At 71.7% G+C, this 22261-nt stretch carries 22 protein-coding genes; 14 read left to right on the forward strand and 8 right to left on the reverse strand.

Annotation, left to right across the window (positions count from 1 at the left end; translation table 11 throughout):
• Positions 1–9 precede the first annotated feature (9 nt).
• Positions 10–303 carry an MTH1187 family thiamine-binding protein gene (locus ACQPZG_RS10970; RefSeq protein ID WP_433545617.1) on the reverse strand — a complete coding sequence of 98 codons (294 nt, stop codon included), beginning with the start codon at positions 301–303 and terminating at the stop codon, positions 10–12.
• Positions 300–644, reverse strand: coding sequence for a DUF3817 domain-containing protein (locus ACQPZG_RS10975; RefSeq protein WP_433545618.1), 345 nt, complete (start codon positions 642–644; stop codon positions 300–302). The genes ACQPZG_RS10970 and ACQPZG_RS10975 overlap by 4 nt, the downstream gene beginning before the upstream one ends.
• A 181-nt stretch (positions 645–825) precedes the next feature.
• Here ACQPZG_RS10975 and ACQPZG_RS10980 point away from each other — a divergent pair, with 181 nt between their 5' ends.
• The 4 genes from ACQPZG_RS10980 to ACQPZG_RS10995 all read left to right on the forward strand — a co-directional run bounded on the left by ACQPZG_RS10980 (position 826) and on the right by ACQPZG_RS10995 (position 3518).
• Entirely contained in the window at positions 826–1464 is a 639-nt protein-coding gene (locus ACQPZG_RS10980; protein ID WP_433545619.1) for an AIM24 family protein, read from the forward strand.
• A complete protein-coding gene (locus ACQPZG_RS10985) occupies positions 1464–2114 on the forward strand; it encodes an AIM24 family protein (protein WP_433545620.1) in 651 nt (216 codons plus the stop codon). The genes ACQPZG_RS10980 and ACQPZG_RS10985 overlap by 1 nt, the downstream gene beginning before the upstream one ends.
• A complete protein-coding gene (locus ACQPZG_RS10990; protein ID WP_433545621.1) occupies positions 2111–2908 on the forward strand; it encodes an AIM24 family protein in 798 nt (265 codons plus the stop codon). The genes ACQPZG_RS10985 and ACQPZG_RS10990 overlap by 4 nt, the downstream gene beginning before the upstream one ends.
• Positions 2909–3029: 121 nt before the next feature.
• Positions 3030–3518, forward strand: a complete 489-nt coding sequence (locus ACQPZG_RS10995) for a MarR family winged helix-turn-helix transcriptional regulator (protein WP_433549357.1) — start codon at positions 3030–3032, stop codon at positions 3516–3518.
• Positions 3519–3787: 269 nt separating this feature from the next.
• On the opposite strand, the gene ACQPZG_RS11000 is transcribed toward ACQPZG_RS10995, so the two are convergent.
• Positions 3788–5209 carry a sensor histidine kinase gene (locus ACQPZG_RS11000; RefSeq protein ID WP_433545622.1) on the reverse strand — a complete coding sequence of 474 codons (1422 nt, stop codon included), beginning with the start codon at positions 5207–5209 and terminating at the stop codon, positions 3788–3790.
• On the reverse strand, positions 5209–5871 hold the full coding sequence (locus tag ACQPZG_RS11005; RefSeq protein WP_433545623.1) for a response regulator transcription factor: 663 nt from the start codon (positions 5869–5871) through the stop codon (positions 5209–5211). Before ACQPZG_RS11005 ends, ACQPZG_RS11000 begins: the two co-directional genes overlap by 1 nt.
• A 119-nt stretch (positions 5872–5990) precedes the next feature.
• On the opposite strand from ACQPZG_RS11005, the gene ACQPZG_RS11010 reads away from it, so the two are divergent.
• The gene (locus ACQPZG_RS11010; protein WP_433545624.1) at positions 5991–6743 is read left to right on the forward strand and encodes a PepSY domain-containing protein; all 753 of its coding nucleotides are present in this window, start codon (positions 5991–5993) and stop codon (positions 6741–6743) included.
• A gap of 2 nt (positions 6744–6745) precedes the next feature.
• On the opposite strand, the gene meaB is transcribed toward ACQPZG_RS11010, so the two are convergent.
• Together meaB and ACQPZG_RS11020 are read right to left on the reverse strand one after the other, a co-directional pair.
• Positions 6746–7702: a methylmalonyl Co-A mutase-associated GTPase MeaB gene (meaB, locus tag ACQPZG_RS11015; RefSeq protein WP_433545625.1), complete on the reverse strand. Its 957-nt coding sequence runs from the start codon at positions 7700–7702 to the stop codon at positions 6746–6748.
• Positions 7703–7748: 46 nt separating this feature from the next.
• Positions 7749–8951: an acetyl-CoA C-acetyltransferase gene (locus tag ACQPZG_RS11020; protein WP_433545626.1), complete on the reverse strand. Its 1203-nt coding sequence runs from the start codon at positions 8949–8951 to the stop codon at positions 7749–7751.
• A gap of 137 nt (positions 8952–9088) precedes the next feature.
• On the opposite strand from ACQPZG_RS11020, the gene mce reads away from it, so the two are divergent.
• The 7 genes from mce to ACQPZG_RS11055 all read left to right on the forward strand — a co-directional run bounded on the left by mce (position 9089) and on the right by ACQPZG_RS11055 (position 19133).
• Positions 9089–9532, forward strand: a complete 444-nt coding sequence (gene mce / locus ACQPZG_RS11025; RefSeq protein ID WP_433545627.1) for a methylmalonyl-CoA epimerase — start codon at positions 9089–9091, stop codon at positions 9530–9532.
• A 248-nt stretch (positions 9533–9780) separates the two neighbouring features.
• A complete protein-coding gene (gene scy, locus ACQPZG_RS11030) occupies positions 9781–13911 on the forward strand; it encodes a polarized growth protein Scy (RefSeq protein WP_433545628.1) in 4131 nt (1376 codons plus the stop codon).
• A 250-nt stretch (positions 13912–14161) separates the two neighbouring features.
• Entirely contained in the window at positions 14162–15103 is a 942-nt protein-coding gene (locus ACQPZG_RS11035; RefSeq protein WP_433545629.1) for a cellulose-binding protein, read from the forward strand.
• 90 nt (positions 15104–15193) lie between these two features.
• Positions 15194–16120, forward strand: coding sequence for an ABC transporter ATP-binding protein (locus tag ACQPZG_RS11040; protein WP_433545630.1), 927 nt, complete (start codon positions 15194–15196; stop codon positions 16118–16120).
• Position 16121: 1 nt separating this feature from the next.
• On the forward strand, positions 16122–16892 hold the full coding sequence (locus tag ACQPZG_RS11045) for an ABC transporter permease (RefSeq protein ID WP_433545631.1): 771 nt from the start codon (positions 16122–16124) through the stop codon (positions 16890–16892).
• A 136-nt stretch (positions 16893–17028) separates the two neighbouring features.
• Positions 17029–18282 (forward strand): ABC transporter ATP-binding protein, encoded by a 1254-nt coding sequence (locus tag ACQPZG_RS11050; protein ID WP_433545632.1) that lies wholly within the window; start codon positions 17029–17031, stop codon positions 18280–18282.
• Complete coding sequence (locus ACQPZG_RS11055; protein ID WP_433545633.1) at positions 18279–19133, forward strand: ABC transporter permease subunit; 855 nt, start codon at positions 18279–18281, stop codon at positions 19131–19133. Before ACQPZG_RS11050 ends, ACQPZG_RS11055 begins: the two co-directional genes overlap by 4 nt.
• Positions 19134–19147: 14 nt before the next feature.
• Here the strand turns inward: ACQPZG_RS11055 and ACQPZG_RS11060 are convergent, their stop codons facing one another.
• Complete coding sequence (locus ACQPZG_RS11060; protein WP_433549358.1) at positions 19148–19492, reverse strand: ATP/GTP-binding protein; 345 nt, start codon at positions 19490–19492, stop codon at positions 19148–19150.
• 216 nt (positions 19493–19708) lie between these two features.
• On the opposite strand from ACQPZG_RS11060, the gene ACQPZG_RS11065 reads away from it, so the two are divergent.
• On the forward strand, positions 19709–20737 hold the full coding sequence (locus tag ACQPZG_RS11065; RefSeq protein WP_433545634.1) for an LLM class flavin-dependent oxidoreductase: 1029 nt from the start codon (positions 19709–19711) through the stop codon (positions 20735–20737).
• Between the two features lie 85 nt (positions 20738–20822).
• Here ACQPZG_RS11065 and ACQPZG_RS11070 read toward each other — a convergent pair whose 3' ends face one another.
• On the reverse strand, positions 20823–21215 hold the full coding sequence (locus ACQPZG_RS11070) for an SCO5389 family protein (RefSeq protein WP_185033053.1): 393 nt from the start codon (positions 21213–21215) through the stop codon (positions 20823–20825).
• A 235-nt stretch (positions 21216–21450) separates the two neighbouring features.
• Here ACQPZG_RS11070 and nucS point away from each other — a divergent pair, with 235 nt between their 5' ends.
• The gene (gene nucS, locus ACQPZG_RS11075) at positions 21451–22122 is read left to right on the forward strand and encodes an endonuclease NucS (protein WP_433545635.1); all 672 of its coding nucleotides are present in this window, start codon (positions 21451–21453) and stop codon (positions 22120–22122) included.
• Positions 22123–22261: the final 139 nt, after the last annotated feature.

A 22261-nucleotide genomic window follows, 5' to 3' on the forward strand; every position in this document is an offset into this window, starting at 1 on the left:
AAAGGTGCGTCAGGAGGACAGGTACCGCTCCACCGTCTCGACCTTGGACGTCAGCCCGTCGGTGACGGACGGCCTGATGTCTGCCTTCATCACGACGGACACCCGCGGCGCCCGCGCCTCGACGACGGCCACGGCGCGCTTGACGACCGCCATGACGTCGTCCCACTCGCCCTCGACGGAGGTGAACATCGCGTCCGTGCGGTGGGGCAGCCCCGACTCACGCACCACGCGGACCGCGTCCGCCACGTACTCCCCGACGTCTTCGCCCACGCCCAGCGGTGTCACGGAGAAGGCGAGGATCATGCGGCGACCGTTCCTTCCTTGCGGGCGCGGGCGGCGATCACGGCGTTCTCGGCCTCGTCCTTGAGCTTGCGCTCCGCGAAGAAGCCGCCGGCGGGCAGCACCGACATCACGAAGTAGAAGGCGGCGGTCTTCAGCGACCACTTGGTGCGGTTCCAGGCGTCCGCCCAGAAGAGCACGTACAGCACGAAGAGCAGGCCGTGGACCGCGCCCATCACCGGCACCGCGTTGAAGTCCGTGGTGCGCTTGAGGACCGAGCAGACGAGCAGCAGCAGGAACGACACCGCCTCGGGGGCGGAGACCAGGCGGAGGCGGCGGAGGGCGGAAGCGGTCTTGAGATCCACGGAAGGGCAACCTTCGTCGTCGGGAGCGAACAGCAGCGGCGGCGATCTTGTGAACGTATGCACAAGCGCTCCGGACATTGTGGCATCCGGCTTTGCCAACCCTTGGCTCAGGGTCCGGTCGGGGGCGGACTCCTTCCGCGGGCCCTGGCAGCCGCGACGCGCGCCCGATACCGTCGAGCCCGTGGCTCAGTTCCGACTCCAAGGCAGCAAGGTGCTCGCCGTCGACATGACCGGGGACGCCGTCAAGGCGAAAAACGGCTCCATGGTGGCGTACGACGGCCAGATCGCCTTTAAGAAGATGTCCGGCGGCGGTGACGGTGTGCGGGGCATGGTGACCCGCCGGCTCACCGGCGAACAGATGACGGTGATGGAGGCCAAGGGGCACGGCACGTGCTTCTTCGCCGACCGCGCCGGCGAGATCAACCTGGTGAACCTCACCGGTGACAAGCTCTACGTCGAGTCCAGCAACCTGCTGTGCACCGACGCGGGGCTGCGCACCGGCACGTCGTTCACCGGGCTGCGCGGCGGGGCGACCGGCAACGGTCTGTTCACCACCACCGTGGAGGGGCACGGCCAGGCCGCGATCCTCTCCGACGGCCAGGCCGTCGTGCTGCGGGTGACCCCGCAGTACCCGCTCCAGGTGGACCCGGGCGCGTACATCGCGCACCTCGGCAACCTCAGCCAGTCCTTCCAGTCCGGGGTGAACTTCCGCACCCTCATCGGCGAGGGCTCCGGCGAGGCCTTCCAGATCCGCTTCGAGGGCGACGGTCTGGTGTACGTCCAGCCCAGCGAGCGCAACACCGTCGGGGGCGACGTCTGATGCCGTTCCGCGAGATCAACTCCCGGATGGTCGAGGCGCAGATCGCGCCCGGCCAGAAGATGTACAGCCAGCGCGGGGCGATGCTCGCGTACCGGGGCGAGGTGTCCTTCACCCCCAACATCAGCGGCGGCCAGGGCGGCGTCATGTCGATGATCGGCCGCCGGGTGGCCAACGAGTCCACCCCTCTCATGACGGTCGAGGGCAGCGGCACGGTGATGTTCGGGCACGGCGGCCACCACATCCAGGTGATCAACCTCGCCGGGGACACCCTGTACGTGGAGGCCGACCGTCTCCTCGCCTTCGACGGCACCCTCCAGCAGGGCACGATGTTCATGGGCTCGCAGGGCGGCGTGATGGGCATGGTGCGCGGCCAGGTCACCGGGCAGGGCCTCTTCACGACGACACTGAAGGGGCAGGGCGCGGTCGCCGTCATGGCGCACGGCGGCGTGATCGAGCTGCCGATCACCCCGCAGCGCCCGATCCACGTGGACCCGCAGGCGTACGTGGCCCACCACGGCGACGTGCGCAACAAGCTGTCGACGGCGCTGGGCTGGCGCGACATGGTGGGACGCGGCTCGGGCGAGGCGTTCCAGCTGGAGCTGTCCGGCAGCGGCACGGTGTTCGTACAGGCCTCGGAGGAGAAGCTGTGAGTACCCCTACGGCCGGCGGGCCCACCGTCTTCGACCCGCACACGCTGCCCGCGGACGACAACGTCAACTCCTACACCTTCTGCGTGGAGCTCAAGGGGAGCCAGTGGTTCCTCCAGAAGGGCAAGATGATCGCCTATTACGGGCAGATCGAGTTCAACGGGATCGGGCACGGCCGCTTCGACCGGCTGATGCGCACGTCCTTCCACTCGCCGCTGCACGCGAGCGACTGGGTGGTGGCGGAGGGCAGCGGCAAGATGCTGCTCGCCGACCGCGCCTTCGACGTGAACTCCTTCGACCTGGAGGAGGGGAACCTGACCATCCGGGCGGGCAACCTCCTCGCGTATCAGCCGACCCTCGCGCTCAAGCAGTCGATCGTGCCGGGCTTCCTGACCCTGATCGGCACGGGCAAGTTCGTGGCGGCCTCCAACGGGCCGGTCGTCTTCATGGAGCCGCCGATCCGCGTCGACCCGCAGGCCCTGGTGGGCTGGGCGGACTGCCCCTCCCCCTGCCACCACTACGACCACGGGTACATGGCAGGGGTCCTGGGCGGGCTGCGCGCCATGACGGGCGTCGGCGGGGCCTCCGGCGAGGAGCACCAGTTCGAGTTCGTCGGAGCCGGTACGGTACTGCTCCAGTCGACCGAGCAGCTGATGGCCGAGCAGGCGGTCGGCGCGGTCGGCGGCGGCGGGCAGAACGCCGGGGTGCCGGGCGGCGGCGGGCAGGGCGGCTCCCAGGGTTCCGCGCCCCGCATGCCGGGCCAACTCGGGGACCTCCAGCGGCGCTTCGGACTGTGAGCGGTAGTCTGCGGAGTGTGATGCGACGGCCGGGCTGTTGCGAGTGCCTCGCATCACACTCACGGACTCCCCCTTTTTGTCCAGCATTCAACTTCTTAGGTAGAATCCCACCATGCCCTCCATGGACAGCTCCTCCGATGAGAATGCCGCCACTCCCTGGCTCAGCGATGCCGAGCAGTGCGCCTGGCGCACCTACCTGGACGCCAGCAAACTGCTGATGCACCAGCTGGAGAAGGACCTCCAACCGTTCGGGCTGACGAACAACGACTACGAGATCCTCGTCAACCTCTCCGAGTCCGCCGAGAAGCGGATGCGGATGAGCGACCTGGCCTCCGCCACCCTCCAGTCCAAGAGCCGTCTCTCGCACCAGATCACCCGCATGGAGACCGCGGGCCTGGTTCGCCGCGAGAACTGCGAGTCAGACCGCCGCGGCCTGTACGCCGTCCTCACCGACCAGGGCTGCGAGGTGATGCAGAAGGTCGCCCCGCACCACGTGACCTCCGTGCGCCGGCACTTCATCGACATGATGTCGGCGGAGGAACTCCTGCACCTGCGCACCGTGCTGGCCCCCATCACCGACGAACTGCGCGGCCGTCGCGGCAAGGCTTAGGCGTAGGCCGGGGCAGGCCCGACGCGGCAGAGCGCGTCGGCGCGGCGGTGCCGTACCGCGGGCCGTCGTCGGAGCTGCCGGACGGGCCGGAGCCACCTCGCTACGACAGGACGTGGGTCCGGCGAGCGGCAGCACGAGGGAAACGCCGCCCACCGGAAGGGACTTGAGCCGCCCCGCTACGACAGCACGTGGGTCGGGCAAGCGGCAGCACGAGGACGAACACCGCTCGCCGGACCGGACGTGAGCCACCCCGCTACGACAGACCCACGTCAGGCAACCGGCAGCACGAGGGTGAACACCGCTCCCCCGCCCGCCGCCCGACCCGCGGTGAGTGTGCCGCCGTGCCGGTGTGCCACGTCCCGGGCGATGGCGAGGCCCAGCCCCGCCCCGCCGTCGTCCCGGCTGCGCGCGTCGTCGAGCCGGACGAACCGCTCGAAGATCCGCTCCCGTTGGGCCTGCGGGACCCCCGCCCCGTCGTCGGCGACCTCCAGGACGGCCCGCCCGGCCTCCGTTCGCAACGCCACCGTGACCGAACTCTCCGCGTGGCGCTGCGCGTTGTCAAGCAGGTTGCCCAGCAGCCGGGTCAACTGCCCGCGCGAGCCAGTGACGTGCACCGCGTCCGCGGCCTCCGCCACCACGGTCGCCCGCCCGGCGGCCTCCCGCCGCCCTGCTTCCGACCGGACGAGGGCGGACAGGTCCACGCGCGCCGTCCCGGGCTTCTCGCCCGCGTCCAGCCGGGCCAGCAACAGCAGATCGGCCGCCAGGTCCTGGAGCCGGACGGTGTCCTGCACGGCGCCTTCCAGGTCCAGCAGTTCCGGGTGCGCGAAGGCGACTTCGAGTTGCGTGCGGAGCGAGGCGATGGGGCTGCGCAGCTCGTGCGAGGCATCCGCGACGAAGCGTCGCTGGCGCTCGACGGAGGTCTCCAGGGCGGCCAGGGTCTCGTTGGTGGTGACGGCGAGCCGGTCCACCTCGTCCCGGGTGCCGGGGACGGGAACCCGGCGGGACAGGTCCTCGGAAGCGGTGATCGTCGCCATCTGCCGCCTGATGCCCTCCACGGGAAGGAGTGCACGCCGGGTGACCAGCCACGTCACCCCGCCCACGACCACCAGGAGCGCCGGCAGCCCCACCAGCATCGCGGACCGGACCGTGCCCACGGCGTCCTTCTCGTCGGTGAGCGGCACCCCCGCGTACACGGTGACCGTGGCACCCGAGCCGGTGGTGGCCTCGACCGCGGCGAACCGGTAGTCGGCGGTGTCGCCGTCGACGGTGGCGGTACCGGTGGTGAAGCGCGGCTCGTCGCGGGAGACCTCGCCGTGGCCGGCATCCGCACGCTCGCCCGGGTCGTCGCCGTCCTCGCCCGGGGGCTGTTCCCCGGGCCGCCGGTCCGGCCGCACCCGGGCACTCCCGGTGCCCGAGATCGCCTCCAGTTTGTCGCTCGCGAGCACCAACTCCCCGTTTTCATTCAGGACTTGTACCGGCCTGTCCTCCGTGTCGGGCAGGTCCAGGCTGTCGTACGGCACACCCAGTGCGAGCTGCGAGGCGACCCCCTGGGCGGTGACCTCGGCCTGGAGGTCGGTCTGGTCGGTGAGCTTGGCGCCCAGGACGAGCAGCACGGCGAGCCCCGCGGCGATCAGTGCGACGGCGACGACGGCGGTGGCCCCGAGGGCGGCCCTGGCCCGTACGGAGCGCATCAGATCGCCACCAGCCGGTACCCGGCGCCCCGCACCGTCTGGATGCGTGCGGCGCCCAGCTTACGGCGCAGTGTGGAGATGTAGACCTCGACGATGTTGGGGTCGCCGTCGTACGCGAAGTCCCAGACGTGCTCCAGCATCTCCGCCTTGCTGACGACGGCCCCGGGCCGCAGCGCGAGCTGTTCCAGTACCGCGAACTCCTTGGCCGTCAGCGGCACTTCCACCTCCTCGCGGTGTACGCGGCGGGCGGCGGTGTCGAGGGTGAGCGCGCCGACGACGAGCAGCGGGGAGGACGCCGCGCCGCCCCGCCGCCGCAGCAGCGCGCGGATGCGGGCCACCAGCACGACGTACGAGAAGGGTTTGGTGAGGTAGTCGTCCGCGCCCGTGTCCAGCCCCTCCGCCTCGTCGTACTCGCCGTCCTTGGCGGTGAGCATCAGGATCGGCACGTCGTTGCCCGCGGCGCGCAGGGCCGAACACACCCGATAACCGTTCATCCCGGGCAGCATGATGTCGAGGATCAGCAGGTCGTAGGCGTGCTCGCCCGCCAGGTGCAGCCCTTCCAGCCCGTCGTGGACCACGTCCACGGCGAAGCCCTCGGCGGTGAGCCCCTTTGCCAGGGACACCGCGAGCCGCTTCTCGTCCTCCACGATCAACAGACGCATGGGGACAAGGGTCGCAGGACGAACCTGAAACGGCCTTCAGGCGCTTTCAGCCGCCGTTCAGGTCCGCGGGTCCAGGTTGGTGGACGTACCGAGCAGGGCACGACTTCCGGAGGAACCCCATGAAGCGCAAGACCGTCATCGCCGCCGCCGTCGCCGCCGTACTGGTCACAGGGGGTACGGCGACGGCACTGAGCCTGCCGGCCGACGACAGCGCTCCCCGGCCCGCCGCCGCTGTCACCGCCGCCGACGCGAACAGGGCCGTCGCGAAGGCCGCCTCGGCCGTCCCCGGCACCGTGACCGGCCTGGAGCTGGAGGACGACGGCCACGAGTGGGACGTCGACGTGTTCGGCAAGGACGGCGAGTGGCACGAGGTGACCCTCGACGCGGCGGGCACGAAGGTGCTCCGCGACCACGTCGACACCGGCACCGGCGCCGACGACCGCGACCGGCACGCGCCGAAGAGCGCCCCCGTCGCCGTGCAGAAGGCCATGGAGGCCGCTCTCGGGGCGACGCCGGGCTCGGTCACCGAAGCCGACCTCGAACGGGGCCACTGGGAGGTCGAGATCCAGGACGCGAAGGGCGCCGGGCACGACGTCACCGTGGACGCGAGGACGGGCAGGGCGGTCGTCGTCCCGGAGCAGCAGGACGACGACGCGTCGGACGACCGGGCGGAGGACGCCACCGACGAACCGGCGGCGGACTCCGCGGACGGGCCCGACGACCGGGCGGGGGACACGTCGGGCACCACGGACAGGTCGGACACCGAGGACAGGTCGGGCACCGCGGACGCACCGGGCGCCGCGAAGGCACCCGACTCGGCCCGCACGTCGGACTCGGCCCGGACGTCGGACTCCGCCGGCACCGACGACTGACGTCAGCCCTCCGTGACCCCCGCCACCAGTTCGTCCGCCGCAGCGTAGGGGTCCAGTTCCCCCGCCACGATCCGCGCCGCCAGCGCGTCCAGCCGCCGGTCCCCGCGCAGGTCCCCGATCCGCTCCCGCAGCGCGGTGACCGCGATCGTCTCCACCTCGTGGGAGGCGCGGGCCACCCGCCGCTCCGCCAGCACCCCTCGCTCCTCCATCCACGCCCGGTGCTTCTCCAGCGCCTCGACGACCTCTTCGACGCCCTCGCCCCGGGCGGCGACCGTCTTGACGATCGGCGGACGCCAGTCGCCGGGGCCGCGGGACTCGCCGAGCCCCAGCATGTGGTTCAGCTCGCGGACGGTCGCGTCGGCCCCGTCCCGGTCCGCCTTGTTGACCACGTACACGTCGCCGATCTCCAGGATTCCGGCTTTGGCCGCCTGGATGCCGTCGCCCATGCCGGGGGCGAGGAGGACCACGGACGTGTCCGCCTGCGAGGCGATCTCCACCTCCGACTGGCCGACGCCGACCGTCTCGACGAGGACCACGTCGAAGCCGGCCGCGTCCAGGACGCGGATGGCCTGCGGGGCGGCCCAGGCGAGGCCGCCGAGATGGCCGCGGGTGGCCATCGAGCGGATGTAGACGCCGGGGTCGGACGCGTGGTCGGCCATGCGGATGCGGTCGCCGAGCAGTGCGCCGCCGGAGAAGGGCGAGGACGGGTCGACAGCGAGTACCGCGACCCGTTTGCCCGCGCGCCGGTAGGAGGCGACCAGCGCGGAGGTGGACGTCGACTTGCCGACTCCCGGGGAGCCGGTCAGGCCCACCACGTACGCGTTGCCCGCCAGCGGCGCCAGTGCTGCCATCACCTCGCGGAGCTGCGGGGACGCCCCCTCGACCAGCGAGATCAGCCGGGCCACGGCCCTGGGCCGCCCTTCCCGGGCCTGTTCCACCAGCGTGGGGACGTCCTGCATCGCTCAGCTCCGCTCGATCAACCAGGTGGGAAGGGCGTACGGGGGGTTACTTCCCCGGTACGCGGACGATCAGCGCGTCGCCCTGACCGCCGCCGCCGCACAGTGCCGCCGCGCCGACTCCGCCGCCGCGCCGCTTCAGCTCCAGGGCGAGGTGCAGCACGACGCGTGCGCCGGACATGCCGATGGGGTGGCCCAGGGCGATGGCGCCGCCGTTGACGTTCACCTTTTCCGGGGACACGCCGAGGTCCTTCATTGACTGGACGCCGACCGCAGCGAAGGCCTCGTTGATCTCGATGAGGTCGAGGTCCTCGACGTCCAGGCCCTCCTTCTTCAGGGCGTGCCGGATGGCGTTCGACGGCTGCGACTGGAGGGAGCTGTCGGGGCCCGCGACGTTGCCGTGCGCACCGATCTCGGCGAGCCACTCCAGGCCCAGCTCCTCCGCCCTGGCCTTGCTCATGACGACGACGGCGGCCGCGCCGTCGGAGATCTGCGAGGAGGTGCCGGCCGTGATCGTGCCGTCCTTGGCGAAGGCGGGGCGCAGCTTGCCGAGGGACTCCGCGGTGGTCTCGGGGCGTACGCCCTCGTCCTTGCTGACCAGCACCGGGTCGCCCTTGCGCTGCGGGACCTCGACCGGGGTGATCTCGGCTTCGAAGATCCCGTTCTTGGCGGCGGCTGCCGCGCGCTGGTGGGAGCGGGCGGCGAACTCGTCCTGGGGGGCGCGCTCGATGCCCAGGCGGGCGTTGTGCTTCTCGGTCGACTCACCCATGGGGATGTTGTCGAAGGAGTCGGTGAGGCCGTCGTACGCCATGGAGTCGAGCATCTCGATCGCGCCGTACTTGTGGCCCTCGCGGGACTTCGGCAGCAGGTGCGGGGCGTTGGTCATGGACTCCTGGCCGCCGGCCACCACGATGTCGAACTCGCCGGCGCGGATCAGCTGGTCGGCGAGGGCGATGGCGTCCAGGCCGGAGAGGCACACCTTGTTGACGGTGAGCGCGGGCACGTTCATCGGGATACCGGCCTTGACGGCGGCCTGGCGGGCGGGAATCTGGCCCGCTCCGGCCGTGAGCACCTGGCCCATGATCACGTACTGGACCTGGTCGCCGCCGATGCCCGCACGCTCGACGGCCGCCTTGATCGCGAAGCCGCCGAGGTCGGCTCCGGAGAAGGACTTCAGGGATCCGAGCAGACGGCCCATGGGGGTACGGGCGCCCGCGACGATGACGGAGGTGGTTCCGGGAGTTCCAGGCATGAAGCTCGGCCCCTAGGAGGTTGGGAGTGAACGAGGGTTTACATGAATGTACTGACGCGGTACCCGCACGTCATCGGCCATCGGGTGTGACGGCGCGCACGTTGCGTAACCGCCCTCCCGCACGCTGCACTTGACCCATGCTGACGCGAATCGACCACATCGGAATTGCCTGCCACGACCTCGACAGGACCGTCGAGTTCTACCGCGCCACCTACGGATTCGAGGTCCACCACACCGAGGTCAACGAGGAGCAGGGTGTCCGCGAGGCCATGATCAGGGTCAACGGGACCTCCGACGGCGGCGCCACCTACCTCCAGCTCCTGGAGCCCACCCGCCCCGACTCCGCCGTCGGCAAGTGGCTCGCGAAGAACGGCGAGGGGGTCCACCACATCGCCTTCGGGACCGGGGACGTCGACGGGGACGCGGACGACATCCGCGGCAAGGGCGTGCGGGTGCTGTACGACGAGCCCCGGATCGGCTCCATGGGGTCGCGCATCACGTTCCTGCACCCGAAGGACTGCCACGGCGTGCTGACCGAACTGGTCACGTCCGCACCGGCGCCCGCGGAGGCCTCCGAGTAGGACCACTGACCCATCCCCGACCCGGCCGGTAGAGTGGGCCGTTCCGGGCCGGGGCCGGGATCGGGGCCTGCGAGTTGTGGCCCGCTGTCGATCTGACACCATTCCCCCGGGGGCCCGCCTGCTGACAGGGTGGGGCCGGACGGCAAGACGTACGACGGCGTACGGCGAAAAGACGTACGACGACGGTGACGTACGACAAGAGAGTCACGACGACCACGTTGCGACCAGGGGACGGATGGGACCGCGCAGTGCGGGGCTACGAAAGCCAGGAGAGCCCTCAGCGGGCTGAATCCGACCATCTCTCGCGGTTCGAGGCCGAGATGGACCGGCTGAAGACCGAGCGGGAGAAGGCGGTCCAGCATGCCGAGGACCTCGGCTACCAGGTCGAGGTGTTGCGCGCCAAGCTCCACGAGGCGCGCCGCAACCTCGCGTCCCGTCCCGCCTACGACGCGGCGGACATCGGGTACCAGGCCGAGCAGTTGCTCCGCAACGCCCAGATCCAGGCGGACCAGCTCCGCACCGACGCCGAGCGCGAGCTGCGCGACGCCCGCGCCCAGACGCAGCGCATCCTCCAGGAGCACGCCGAGCACCAGGCGCGCCTGCAGGCCGAGTTGCACCAGGAGGCGGTCACCCGCCGCCAGCGGCTCGACCAGGAGCTGGCGGAACGCCGGCAGACCGTCGAGTCGCACGTCAACGAGAACGTGGCGTGGGCCGAGCAGCTCCGGGCCCGTACCGAGGCACAGGCCCGCCGGCTGATCGAGGAGTCCCGCGCCGAGGCCGAGCAGGCGCTCTCCGCCGCCCGCGCGGAGGCCACCCGGATCGCCGAGGAGGCCCGCCAGCGCCTGGGCGCCGACGCGGAGGCCGCCCGCAGCGAGGCCGAGTCGATCCTGCTGCGCGCCCGCAAGGACGCCGAGCGCCTGCTGAACGCCGCGTCCACGCAGGCGCAGGAGGCCACCACCCACGCCGAGCAGCTCCGGACGACCACGACCACCGAGTCCGACCGGGCCCGCAAGCAGGCCGCCGAGCTGTCCCGTACCGCCGAGGCGCGGATGCAGGAGGCGGAGACCGCGCTGCGCGAGGCGCGGCTGGAGTCGGAGAAGGTCCTCGCCGAGGCGAAGGAGGCCGCCGCCAAGCAGCTGGCCGGCGCGGAGTCCGTCAACGAGCAGCGCACCCGCACGGCCAGGGCGGAGATCGCCCGCCTCGTCGGCGAGGCGACGAAGGACTCCGAGGCGCTGAAGGCGGAGGCCGAACAGGCTCTCGCCGACGCCCGCGCGGAGGCCGAGCGGATGGTCGCCGAGGCCGCCGACAAGGCCCGTACCGCCGCCGCCGAGGACTCCGCCGCGCAGCTGGCGAAGGCCGCCCGGACGGCGGAGGAGGTCCTCACCAAGGCGTCCGAGGACGCCCGGGAGACCACCCGCAAGGCCGCCGAGGAGGCGGAGCGGATCCGCCGCGAGGCGGAGGCCGAGGCCGAGCGGCTGCGCGGGGACGCCGCCGAGCAGGCCGACGAGCTCAAGGGCGCCGCCAAGGACGACACCAAGGAGTACCGGGCCAGGACGGTCGAGCTCCAGGAGGAGGCCAGGCGGCTGCGCGGAGAGGCCGAGCAGCTGCGCTCGGAGGCCGTGGCCGAGGGCGAGCGGATCCGTGGCGAGGCCCGGCGGGAGGCCGTCCAGCAGATCGAGGAGGTCGCCCGTACCGCCGAGGAACTGCTGACCAAGGCGCGCACGGACGCCGAGGAGCTGCGTGCGGCGGCCGGTGCGGACGGCGAGCGGGTCCGCACCGAGGCCACTGAGCGGGCGAACGCCCTGCGCAGGCAGGCCGAGGAGACCCTGGAGCGCACTCGCGCCGAGGCCGAGCAGTTGCGGGCGGAGGCCGAGGAGCAGTCGGAGCGCACGAAGGCGGAGGCCGAGGAGTCCGTACGGGCGCTGCGCGAGGACGCCGACCGTGCCATCGCCGCGCGTCGGACGGAGGCCGACGAGGAGCTGGAGCGGCTGCGCGCGGAGGCCGAGCAGCGGCTCGCCTCGTCCGAGGAGGCGCTGACCGGCGCCCGGAACGAGGCCGGGCGGATCCGGCGCGAGGCGGGCGAGGAGGCCGAGCGGCTGCGCGGCGAGGCCGCCGAGCGCGCCCGGGTCCTCCAGGCGCAGGCGGAGGAGGAGGCGGAGCGGGTACGGGCCGAGGCCGCGTCGGACGCCTCGCAGTCCCGTGCGGAGGGCGAAACGGTCGCGGCGCGGCTGCGCGACGAGGCGTCCGCGGAGGCGGAGCGGCTCAAGGCGGAGGCGCAGGAGAAGGCCGACCGGGTGCGCGCGGAGGCGGCGGCCGCCGCCGAGCGGGTGTCGTCGGAGGCCGCGGAGACGCTGGCCGCCGCGCAGGAGGAGGCGGTACGGCGACGGCGCGAGGCGTCCGAGACGCTGGAGGGCGCCCGCGCCGAGGCCGAGCAGGAGCGCACGCAGGCCCGTGAGCAGAGCGAGGAGCTGCTGGCCTCCGCCCGCAAGCGGGTCGAGGACGCGCAGGCCGAGGCGCAGCGCCTGGTCGAGGACGCGGACCGGCGGGCCTCGGAGCTGGTGTCGACGGCCGAGCAGACCGCCCAGCAGGTGCGGGACGCGGTGGCCGGGCTCCAGGAGCAGGCCGAGGAGGAGATCGCGGGGCTGCGCAGTGCCGCCGAGCACGCGGCGCAGCGCACCACGGCGGAGGCGCAGGAGGAGGCGGACCGGGTCCGCGCCGACGCGCACGCCGAGCGGGAACGGGCGGGCGAGGACGCGAGCCGGCTGCGCGCCCGTACCCAGGAGGAGACGGAGGCGGCGAAGGCCCTCGCGGACCGCACGGTGGGCGACGCCATCGCCGAGGCCGAGCGGCTCAGGGCGGATTCCCAGGAACGCGCCCAGCAGCTCCGTACGGAGGCGTCCGACGCGCTGGCGGCGGCCGAGGAGGCCGCGGCGAAGTCGCGTGCGGAGGCCCGCGAGGACGCCAACCGCATCCGCAACGACGCGGCCGCGCAGGCGGACCTGCTGATCGGCGAGGCCCGTACGGAGGCCGAGCGCATCGGTACGGAGGCCGAGGAGGTACGGGCGAAGGCCGGCGAGGACGCCGCGCGCGCCCTCGCCGAGGCGACCGCCGAGGCCGAGCGCGTCACCGCGCAGGCGAACGCCGTTCTGGGCACCGCCGAGCAGGACGCCCGGCAGCTGCGCAGCGAGGCGGAGCAGGTCAGGGCGGACGGCGAGGCGGAGGCGGAGCGGCTGCGGGCGGCTGCGCGCGCGGACGGCGAGCAGGTGCTCGACGCGGCGCGCAAGGCGGCCGACAAGCGGCGCAGCGACGCCGCCGAGCAGGCCGACAAGCTCGTCGCGGAGGCCGCGGGCGAGGCGGAGAAGCTGGTGGCGGAGGCCACCGCCAAGTCCGAGGAGCTGCTGTCCGCGGCGACGGACGAGGCCGAGCGGCTGCGCGCCGAGGCCGCGGACACGGTGGGCTCCGCCCAGCAGGCCGCCGAGCGCATCCGCAGTGAGGCCGCCAAGCACCGTGAGGAGTCCGACGCGGCGGCCGAGCAGGTGCGCAACGAGGCGCGCGCCGAGGCGGACCGGCTGCTGGACGAGGCCCGCGAGGCTGCCGCCAAGCGGCGGGCGGACGCGGCCGAGCAGGCGGACACGCTCGTCGCGAAGGCCCAGGAGGAGGCGCTGCTGGCGGCGACCCGGGCCGAGGAGCAGGCCGACACGATGGTCGGCGCGGCCCGTAAGGAGGCCGAGCGGCTGGTCGCGGAGTCGAAGGTCGAGGGCAACTCCCTGGTGGAGAGGGCCCGTACGGACGCCGACGAGCTGCTGGTCGGGGCGCGCCGGGACGCCACCGCCATAAGGGAGCGGGCGGAGGAGCTGCGGACCCGGCTGGAGAGCGAGATCGAGGAGCTGCACGAGCGTGCGCGCCGCGAGACCGCCGAGCAGATGAGGACCGCGGGCGAGCGCGTCGACAAGCTGATGAAGGCGGCCACGGACCAGCAGGCGGAGGCCGAGGCGAAGGCCAGGGCGATGGTGTCCGAGGCGAGCTCCGAGGCCGGCAAGGTCCGGATCGCGGCGGTCAAGAAGGCCGAGCAGTTGCTCAAGGAGGCCGAGCAGAAGAAGGCCGAACTCGTCCGTGAGGCGACGAAGTTGCGGGACGAGGCGAAGGCCGAGGCGGAGCGCACGGTCGCCGAGGGCAAGCGCGAGCTGGACGTCCTGGTGCGCAGGCGCGAGGACATTCAGACCGAGATCTCCCGTGTCCAGGACGTACTTGAGGCGTTGGAATCATTCGAGGCACCGTCCGGGGGCGGCAAGCCGGCCGGCGGCTCGGGTGCGGGCGGTGTCAAGGCCGGTGCGGCTGCGGGCGGAAATCGATCGGGTGGCAAGTCTTCGGACGGGTAGGAACCGGTCGGCGGTGCTCACAAGTGATCACCGCTTGTACGGACGCAGTGGTGATTGATCTGTGATTACCGGCCATGTTTGAACCGAGTTTGACGAGGTGTTCATCCGTGCGAGTGGCAAGCGGTCTGCTGGTCAGCCACTCGAAAGGGGTGTCATTCTCCAGATCAAAACCGCATTGGCTCGATGACACGCCCATTGGGCCCCTAGGATTCCCCCTATCACCTCACCGGTCTCATTCGACAGGAACCCCATGAGCGACACTTCCGCCTCCCCCTACGGCTTCGAGCAGGTGCGACGTGGTTACGACCGCGGTCAGGTGGACGACCGCATCGCCAAGCTGCTCGCCGACCGTGACAGTGCCCTCGCCCGCATCACCTCCCTGGAGAAGCGCATCGAGGAGCTCCACCTCGAAACGCAGAACGCCCAGGCCCAGGTCAACGATGCCGAGCCGTCGTACGCCGGCCTCGGCGCCCGTGTGGAGAAGATCCTCCGCCTCGCCGAAGAGGAGGCGAAGGACCTGCGTGAGGAGGCCCGTCGCGCCGCCGAGCAGCACCGCGAGCTGGCCGAGTCGGCCGCCCAGCAGGTGCGCAACGACGCCGAGTCGTTCGCCGCCGAGCGCAAGTCGAAGGCGGAGGACGAGGGCGTCCGCATCGTCGAGAAGGCCAAGGGCGACGCCACCACGCTCCGTTCCGAGGCGCAGAAGGACGCGCAGTCGAAGCGCGAGGAGGCCGACGCGCTCTTCGAGGAGACCCGCGCCAAGGCCGCCCAGGCCGCGGCCGACTTCGAGACCAACCTGGCCAAGCGCCGCGAGCAGTCCGAGCGCGACCTGGCCTCGCGGCAGGCGAAGGCGGAGAAGCGCCTCGCGGAGATCGAGCACCGGGCGGAGCAGCTGCGCCTGGAGGCCGAGAAGCTGCGTACGGACGCGGAGCGCCGGGCACGTCAGACGGTGGAGACCGCGCAGCGCCAGGCCGAGGACATCGTGGCCGACGCCAACGCCAAGGCCGACCGGATCCGCAGCGAGTCCGAGCGGGAGCTGGCGGCGCTCACCAACCGCCGCGACTCCATCAACGCCCAGCTCACCAACGTCCGCGAGATGCTGGCGACGCTGACCGGCGCGGCCGTGGCCGCCGCGGGCGCCCCGGCGGACGACGAGCCGATCTCGCGCGGGGTCCCGGCCCAGCAGTCCCGCTAGCACCACCCCGTCGTACCTCCGGTACGGCGCCGAAGCCCCTCGCCACTCCCCCGGTGGCGGGGGGCTTTGTCCGCATCTAGCGTGGCGGGCATGATCGAGGTATCGGGCCTGACGAAGCGGTACGGCGAGAAGGTCGCCGTGCACGGCCTCAGCTTCCACGTGAGTCCGGGCATCGTGACCGGCTTCCTCGGCCCCAACGGGGCGGGCAAGTCCACCACGATGCGGATGATGCTGGACCTGGACCGCCCGACCGCGGGCCGCGTGCGGATCGACGGCAAGCGCTACACGGAGCTGAGAGAGCCCCTGAAGTACGTGGGGGCGCTGCTGGACGCGAAGGCCCTGCACGGCGGCAGGAGCGCGTACCACCACCTCCTGTGCCTGGCGCAGAGCAACGGCATCCCGGCCTCCCGGGTCGGCGAGGTCCTGGACGTCGTCGGACTGACCGCGGTCGCCGGGAAGCGGTCCAAGAACTTCTCGCTCGGCATGGGCCAGCGGCTCGGCATCGCGGCCGCGCTGCTCGGCGACCCGGAGATCCTGATGTTCGACGAGCCGGTCAACGGGCTCGACCCCGAGGGCATCCACTGGATCCGCAATCTCATGAAGTCCCTCGCCGCCCAGGGGCGTACGGTCTTCGTCTCCTCGCACCTGATGAGCGAGATGGCGCTGACCGCCGACCACCTGGTGGTGATCGGACAGGGGCGGCTGCTCGCGGACACGTCCATGGCGGAGTTCATCCGCACCAACTCCCGGTCGTACGTGCGGCTGCGCAGCCCGCAGCAGGAGCAGTTGCTCGACGTGCTGCACCGGGCCGGGATCGCCGCGGTGACCGTCGGCCACGGCGCCCTCGAAGTGGACGGCGTGGGCGCCGAGGAACTCGGCGAGCTGGCCGCGCGGCACCAGGTCGTCCTGCACGAGCTGAGCCCGCAGCAGGCGTCCCTGGAGGAGGCGTTCATGCAGCTCACCGCGGAGTCGGTGGAGTACCACGCACACGCGCAGCCGACGAAATGGCGGACCTGAGATGCATGCCGGATACGTATGGAAGTCGGAATGGACCAAGATCAAATCGGTCCGGTCCACCGGGACGACGCTCGCTCTCGCCGCGGTGTGCACCATCGGTCTCGGATTCCTTATCAGCGCGCTGTCCAAGAACGAGTTCGCCAAGATGGACGCGCACGAACTCCAGTTCGCCGATCCGACGTTCATCAGTTTCGTGGGGATCAGCCTCGGCCAGCTCGCAATGATCGTTTTCGGCGTGATGGTGGTCGGCGGCGAATACAGCACCGGGATGATCCGCACCTCGCTGGCGGCAGTGCCGCGCCGCGGCCTATTCCTCTTCAGCAAGATCGCCGTGGCGACGCTGCTCGCCTTCGTGGTCGCACTCGTCACGAGTTTCGTGACGTTCTTCGTCGGACAGGCGGCGCTCGGCCCGTACAGGGCCTCGCTCGGCGACCCGGGCGTCCTGCGCGCGGTGATCGGCGCGGCGCTCTACCTGACGCTGATCGCCCTGTTCGCGATGGGGGTGACGGCGATCCTGCGCTCGCCGATGCTCTCGCTCGGCATCCTGATGCCGCTCTTCTTCCTGCTGACGCCGATCCTGGGCAACGTGCCGGCGACCCGCAAGGTCGCCCAGTACCTCCCCGACCAGGCAGGCGGCAAGGTCATGCAGGTCGTCGCCCCGGAGGGGGACATCGCCCCGTACGGGCCCTGGGGCGGGTTCGGGATCATGGTGCTCTGGGTGCTGGCCGCGCTGGTCTGCGGCTGGCTGGTGCTGAAGAAGCGGGACGCCTGAGACCGCGCCCGGCGCATCCGAACCTGTGTTCTTGGCCGGAACCCCCTTCCCCTGGTTAAGCTCTCACTGCTTACGGGGGCTCACAGGATCACCGCACGTGAACCGTGCCCCGACGATCTGTCGATGGGGCTGCAGAATGATCGAGGCAGTCGGCCTGACCAAGCGCTACGGCGCCAAAACGGCCGTGTACAACCTTTCCTTCCAGGTACGACCGGGGACCGTGACCGGGTTCCTGGGGCCCAACGGCTCCGGGAAATCGACCACCATGCGCATGATCCTCGGGCTCGACCGGCCGACCGCCGGCCACGTCACGATCGGCGGCCACCCGTTCCGGGAGCTGCCCAACGCTCCGCGCCAGGTCGGAGCCCTGCTCGACGCCAAGGCCGTGCACGGCGGCCGCAGCGCCCGCAACCACCTCCTGTCGCTGGCCCAGCTCTCCGGCATCCCGGCCTCCCGGGTCGACGAGGTGCTCGGCGTCGTCGGCCTCCAGGACGTGGCGAAGCGCCGCTCCAGCGGCTTCTCGCTGGGCATGGGACAGCGGCTGGGCATCGCCGCCGCCCTCCTGGGCGACCCGCAGGTGCTGCTCTTCGACGAGCCGGTCAACGGGCTGGACCCCGAGGGCATCCTCTGGGTCCGCAACCTGATGAAGATGCTCGCGTCCGAGGGGCGCACCGTCTTCGTCTCCTCGCACCTGATGAGCGAGATGGCACTCACCGCCGAGCACCTGATCGTGATCGGTCGCGGGCAGTTGCTGTCCGACATGAGCGTCCGTGACTTCATCGCCGCCAACTCGGCCGGTTTCGCCCGGGTCCGCACCCCGCAGACCGAGCCGCAGCAGCGGGAGAAGCTGACCACCGTGCTCACCGAGGCGGGCGGCCGGGTCATGTCCGAGCCCGACGGCGCACTGCGCGTCACCGGGCTCGCGCTGCCGCAGATCGCCGACCTCGCCCACGAGGCGGACGTACGGCTGTGGGAACTGGCCCCGCACCAGGCGTCGCTGGAGGAGGCGTACATGCAGATGACGCAGGCCGCCGTCGACTACCGCTCCACCGACGACCAGCTCGCGGGCTTCCAGCAGGGCCCGCACGGCGCCCAGCCGGGCCAGCTGCCGCCCGGAACCGCCCCCGGCACGCCCGTCGTGCCGCAGGGCGCGCCGCAGCACGGCTGGTACGCCCCGCCGCCGCCCCAGCCGGGGCAGCCGCACCCCGGGGTGCCCGGTTCCGCGCCGGCCCCGCCCGTCCCCGTACCGGCGGACGAGAACCCGTACGCCCGGCAGGCCCCGGAGGCCGCGCCGGCCGCGCCTCCGGCTCCCGCCGGGCCGACCGGCCCCGGCCTCACCAAGAACGACGACTCCACCCCCGGCAGCGACACCCCCGAGGACGCCCGATGACGACACCCTCGACCCCGGCCCCGGCCTCGTACCAGCAGCACCAGCAGCAGCCGCACCCCGGCGTCCCGGGGTACGTCTCGCCCGTTCCGCTGCGCCGCGCGACGCTCCTGGACGCCCTCGCCTCCGAGTGGACCAAGATCCGGTCCGTCCGGTCCACGATCTGGACGCTCGGGGTGATGGTCGTGCTCGTCGTCGGTTTCGGCGCGCTCATCGCCCTCGCCCTGCGCAGCGTCGACCTCCCGGAGGGCGAGTCGCCGGTCTCGCTGGGCTTCGTCGGCGTCCTGCTCGGCATCATCCCGGTGATCACCCTCGGCGTGATGACCATCGCCTCCGAGTACGGCACCGGCATGATCCGCACGACGTTGACCGCGTGCCCCAGCCGGGCGCGCGTACTGGCGGCGAAGGCGATCGTCTTCTTCCTGCTCACCTTCGTGATCACCCTGGTCGCCACCGCTCTGGTCTCCGCCGCGATCACCGGCATCCTGGGCGGCAGCACCGCGGGGAGCGTCTGGCTGGGCGCGACCGTCGGCGTCAGTGCCTACGTCGCGCTGCTCGGGCTGCTCGCGCTGGGCGTCGGCTCGCTCATCCGGCACTCGGCGGGTGCGATCACCATCATGATCGGCGTCGTGCTGCTGCCGCTGGTGATGGCGCTGTTCATGATGTCCGAGGGGCTGCGCGACGTGCAGCAGTTCCTGCTGGAGTACTCGATCCCCAGTCAGCTCGCCATCTTCTACGGGACCCCGATGGGGGACGACGGCCCGACCGGCTGGGAGTCCCTGGGCCTCATGGGGGCACTGGTCGCCGTCGTGCTGGGCCTGGCCTTCTTCGTCCAGCACAAGCGGGACGTCTAGGCCGGCCGGCCCCGCTAGTGGCGGGGCGCGTTGCGGGACCGCTGCACCTTCGTGGTGCGGCGGTCCTTCGCGTTCCAGCAGGCCTTGTGCCAGTGCCGGCGGTCGTCGACGCCGCCGTAGTCCGGCCAGGCCACCACGTGCGGGACGCCGGAGGGGATCTCCTGGTCGCAGCCGGGACAGCGGTAGCGCTTGCCCTGCGCACTCGCCCCGCTCACCTGTCGTACGAGCCACTCCTCGCCCTGCCAGGACTCGGAGCGCTGGAGTCCGTACCGGTCCGGGAATTCCGCGGAGCCACCGCCGCCCCCGGTGTGCGTGGTGGGACTCGTCCCGCCCTTGGGGCGGTTGCGGCGCGGGGACACGTAGCACCTCATGGGGCCGTACGGACTGTTTTCCCACAGCCTAGGCCCATCCGGCAGGGGTAGGCGTACCACTGAGGGAGGCCCTGCGGTACTCCTGGTGCACGAGTAGCCGGAAAATCACAAGAACTTGGCTGGGGGCCCGTGCCTTTGGCACTTGTCAGACGTTATTGCCAGTGGGGGATCGCCGATTCACGAAGCCCAAGGAGGCAGAGGGCGATGCACATTGGAGCTTTTGTACTGGCAGCGCAGTTCCCGGGTCAGGGGCAGGGAGAAGCACTGCACCGGGCGCTGCGGACGGCTGACGTCGCCGAGGAGGCGGGCCTCGACTCGGTCTGGCTGGCCGAGCACCACTTCGTGCCGTACGGGGTCTGTCCGTCGGCCGTGACGCTGGCCGCCGTGATGCTGGGCCGCACGCGCCGGATCCGGGTCGGCACCGCGGTGACCGTGCTGCCGACCGCGCACCCGGTCAACGTCGCCGAGCAGGCCGCCCTGTTGCACCTGACCTCCGGCGGGCGCTTCTCGCTCGGGGTGGGGCGCGGCGGACCGTGGGTGGACCTGGAGGTCTTCGGCAGCTCGCTGAAGGCGTACGAGGAGGGCTTCCCCGAATCGCTCGACCTGCTGCTGCGCTGGCTGCGCGAGCCGCGGGTGGGCGCGGACGGCGAGCGGTACCGGTTCCGTGAGGTGGCCGTCGTGCCCCGGCCGGACGAGCAGTGGGAGGGCGTGCCGGGGCCCGAGGTCGTCGTCGCGTGCACGTCACCCCGGAGTGTGAAGCTCGCCGCCGAGCGAGGGCTGCCCATGCTGCTCGGCATGCACTGCGGGGACGAGGACAAGGCGGAGATGACCGCCCTGTGGCGGCGGCACGCACGCGCCGCCGGCCGCAGCGCCGAGGAGATCGCGACGGCCGCGCACGTCTCGGCCGGGGTCGCGCAGATCGCCGACACCGTCGAGGACGCCTGCGAGACGCTCACCAAGGCGATGCCCGGCTGGCTGAAGCAGGGCCTGGACGCCCACGTCACGGTCGACGGACGGCTGCGCGCGATGCGCGATCCGGTGGCGTACACGGAGAAGCTGTGCGCCCTGCACCCGGTGGGCACGGCGCAGTTGGCGGCGGACCGGCTGGCGGTGACCTCGGAGCGGACCGGCATCACCCGTTTCGCGCTGCTCACCGAGGGCTCGGGCGACCTCGCCGGCACGGAGGAGAACGTACGGCGGCTGGGCTCGGAGGTCCGGGAGCTGCTGTCGTGAGCGCGCTGCGCAGGATGCGGTGCGGAGGGCTGCCGCCCCTGCATCTGTCACACCTCCCGCGATACGGGAGCGGCAGCCTCGGACGTCAGCAGTCCCGCAGTCCCGGCGATTGGTTGAGCAACTGGCCGCGGATCGAGGTGAAGCGGGCGAGCCGCTCGTCGACCGAGGAGTCCAGCGGGAACACCGCGACACGGTGGCAGTTCTGGAAGGCGAGACGTACTCCGAAGTGACGCTCCAGCGAACCTCGGATGGCGTCACTCGCCAGGGCGCGCAGCAGCTGGCCACGGGCCTGCTCGTCCGGCGGCGGCGTCTGGTTGTCGGCGAACTGTCCACCGTCGACCTTCAGCTGGGCCACCAGAGAGCTGATCATCTCCCATGCGAAAGGCAGGGAGGTCCGGACGCAGTCGACGAATTCCGCTTCGTCGACCTCGCCTCGCTCGGCCTGTTCCAACAGAGCCGGTGAGACGTCGAGCGACATGGGTTCTCCTCTCGCGACCCCGCACCGAGACGGGGTCTTCCGGGCAGGGCAGGAGAGCCGCGACGCAGCGTGCACGCACGGCGACCTCCTGCATCCACGGTAAGGGCGGCACCCCTGCCGCAACAGAGGATTGCGCATACAACCGGCCATTGACAGAGGGTCTCGCAGGCCCTGCGAACGGGGTCTTACAGGGCGAATCGCGCCCACCCCTCCTCGTCGAGTAGCGTTGCGCCCCATGCGTCTCGTCATCGCCCGCTGCTCCGTCGACTACGCGGGCAGGCTCACCGCCCATCTGCCCTCCGCCCCCCGTCTGATCCTGGTGAAGGCGGACGGCAGCGTCTCCATTCACGCGGACGACAGGGCGTACAAGCCGCTCAACTGGATGTCCCCGCCCTGCACGCTCAAGGAGGGCACGGGCGACGACGCCGGTGTCTGGACCGTGATCAACAAGGCGGGCGAGAAACTGATCATCACGATGGAGGAAGTCCTCCACGATTCGTCCTACGAGCTGGGCGTCGACCCGGGGCTCATCAAGGACGGCGTGGAAGCACACCTTCAGGAGCTCCTCGCGGACCGCATCGACACCCTCGGCGAGGGCTACACCCTGATCCGCCGCGAGTACATGACGGCGATCGGCCCGGTCGACATCCTGTGCCGCGACAAGGACGGGGCGACGGTGGCCGTCGAGCTGAAGCGGCGCGGTGACATCGACGGCGTCGAACAGCTCACCCGCTACCTCGAACTCCTCAACCGTGACCCGCACCTGGCCCCGGTGACCGGTGTCTTCGCCGCGCAGGAGATCAAGCCGCAGGCCCGCGTGCTGGCGACCGACCGCGGCATCCGCTGCCTGGTCCTGGACTACAACGCGATGCGCGGCATCGAGGACGACAAGCTGCGGCTGTTCTAGGCCCGCCGGGGGTGCGTCACCCCACCCGGTCCACAACCGCCTGTGGCGGCCCCCCTGTTGCTCAGGTGGGCCGCCACAGTCATGTGCGGGCCATGCGAGTGGTGCGGGCCCCGCGGGTGGCCGTACTGGTCCCCGCGGT

This window comes from Streptomyces sp. CA-294286, assembly GCF_050947155.1.
Classification (GTDB): Bacteria; Actinomycetota; Actinomycetes; order Streptomycetales; family Streptomycetaceae; genus Streptomyces.

Coding starts and splice junctions, on each gene's coding strand:
- ACQPZG_RS11070 (WP_185033053.1), bottom strand. CDS start 21,215: ATGTCGCTCGACGTCTCACCGGCTCTGTTGGAACAGGCCGAGCGAGGC.
- ACQPZG_RS11050 (WP_433545632.1), top strand. CDS start 17,029: ATGATCGAGGCAGTCGGCCTGACCAAGCGCTACGGCGCCAAAACGGCC.
- ACQPZG_RS11040 (WP_433545630.1), top strand. CDS start 15,194: ATGATCGAGGTATCGGGCCTGACGAAGCGGTACGGCGAGAAGGTCGCC.
- ACQPZG_RS10970 (WP_433545617.1), bottom strand. CDS start 303: ATGATCCTCGCCTTCTCCGTGACACCGCTGGGCGTGGGCGAAGACGTC.
- nucS (WP_433545635.1), top strand. CDS start 21,451: ATGCGTCTCGTCATCGCCCGCTGCTCCGTCGACTACGCGGGCAGGCTC.
- meaB (WP_433545625.1), bottom strand. CDS start 7,702: ATGCAGGACGTCCCCACGCTGGTGGAACAGGCCCGGGAAGGGCGGCCC.
- ACQPZG_RS11035 (WP_433545629.1), top strand. CDS start 14,162: ATGAGCGACACTTCCGCCTCCCCCTACGGCTTCGAGCAGGTGCGACGT.
- ACQPZG_RS11045 (WP_433545631.1), top strand. CDS start 16,122: ATGCATGCCGGATACGTATGGAAGTCGGAATGGACCAAGATCAAATCG.
- ACQPZG_RS11020 (WP_433545626.1), bottom strand. CDS start 8,951: ATGCCTGGAACTCCCGGAACCACCTCCGTCATCGTCGCGGGCGCCCGT.
- ACQPZG_RS11010 (WP_433545624.1), top strand. CDS start 5,991: ATGAAGCGCAAGACCGTCATCGCCGCCGCCGTCGCCGCCGTACTGGTC.
- mce (WP_433545627.1), top strand. CDS start 9,089: ATGCTGACGCGAATCGACCACATCGGAATTGCCTGCCACGACCTCGAC.
- ACQPZG_RS11000 (WP_433545622.1), bottom strand. CDS start 5,209: ATGCGCTCCGTACGGGCCAGGGCCGCCCTCGGGGCCACCGCCGTCGTC.
- ACQPZG_RS11005 (WP_433545623.1), bottom strand. CDS start 5,871: ATGCGTCTGTTGATCGTGGAGGACGAGAAGCGGCTCGCGGTGTCCCTG.
- ACQPZG_RS11065 (WP_433545634.1), top strand. CDS start 19,709: ATGCACATTGGAGCTTTTGTACTGGCAGCGCAGTTCCCGGGTCAGGGG.
- ACQPZG_RS10995 (WP_433549357.1), top strand. CDS start 3,030: ATGGACAGCTCCTCCGATGAGAATGCCGCCACTCCCTGGCTCAGCGAT.
- ACQPZG_RS10985 (WP_433545620.1), top strand. CDS start 1,464: ATGCCGTTCCGCGAGATCAACTCCCGGATGGTCGAGGCGCAGATCGCG.
- ACQPZG_RS11055 (WP_433545633.1), top strand. CDS start 18,279: ATGACGACACCCTCGACCCCGGCCCCGGCCTCGTACCAGCAGCACCAG.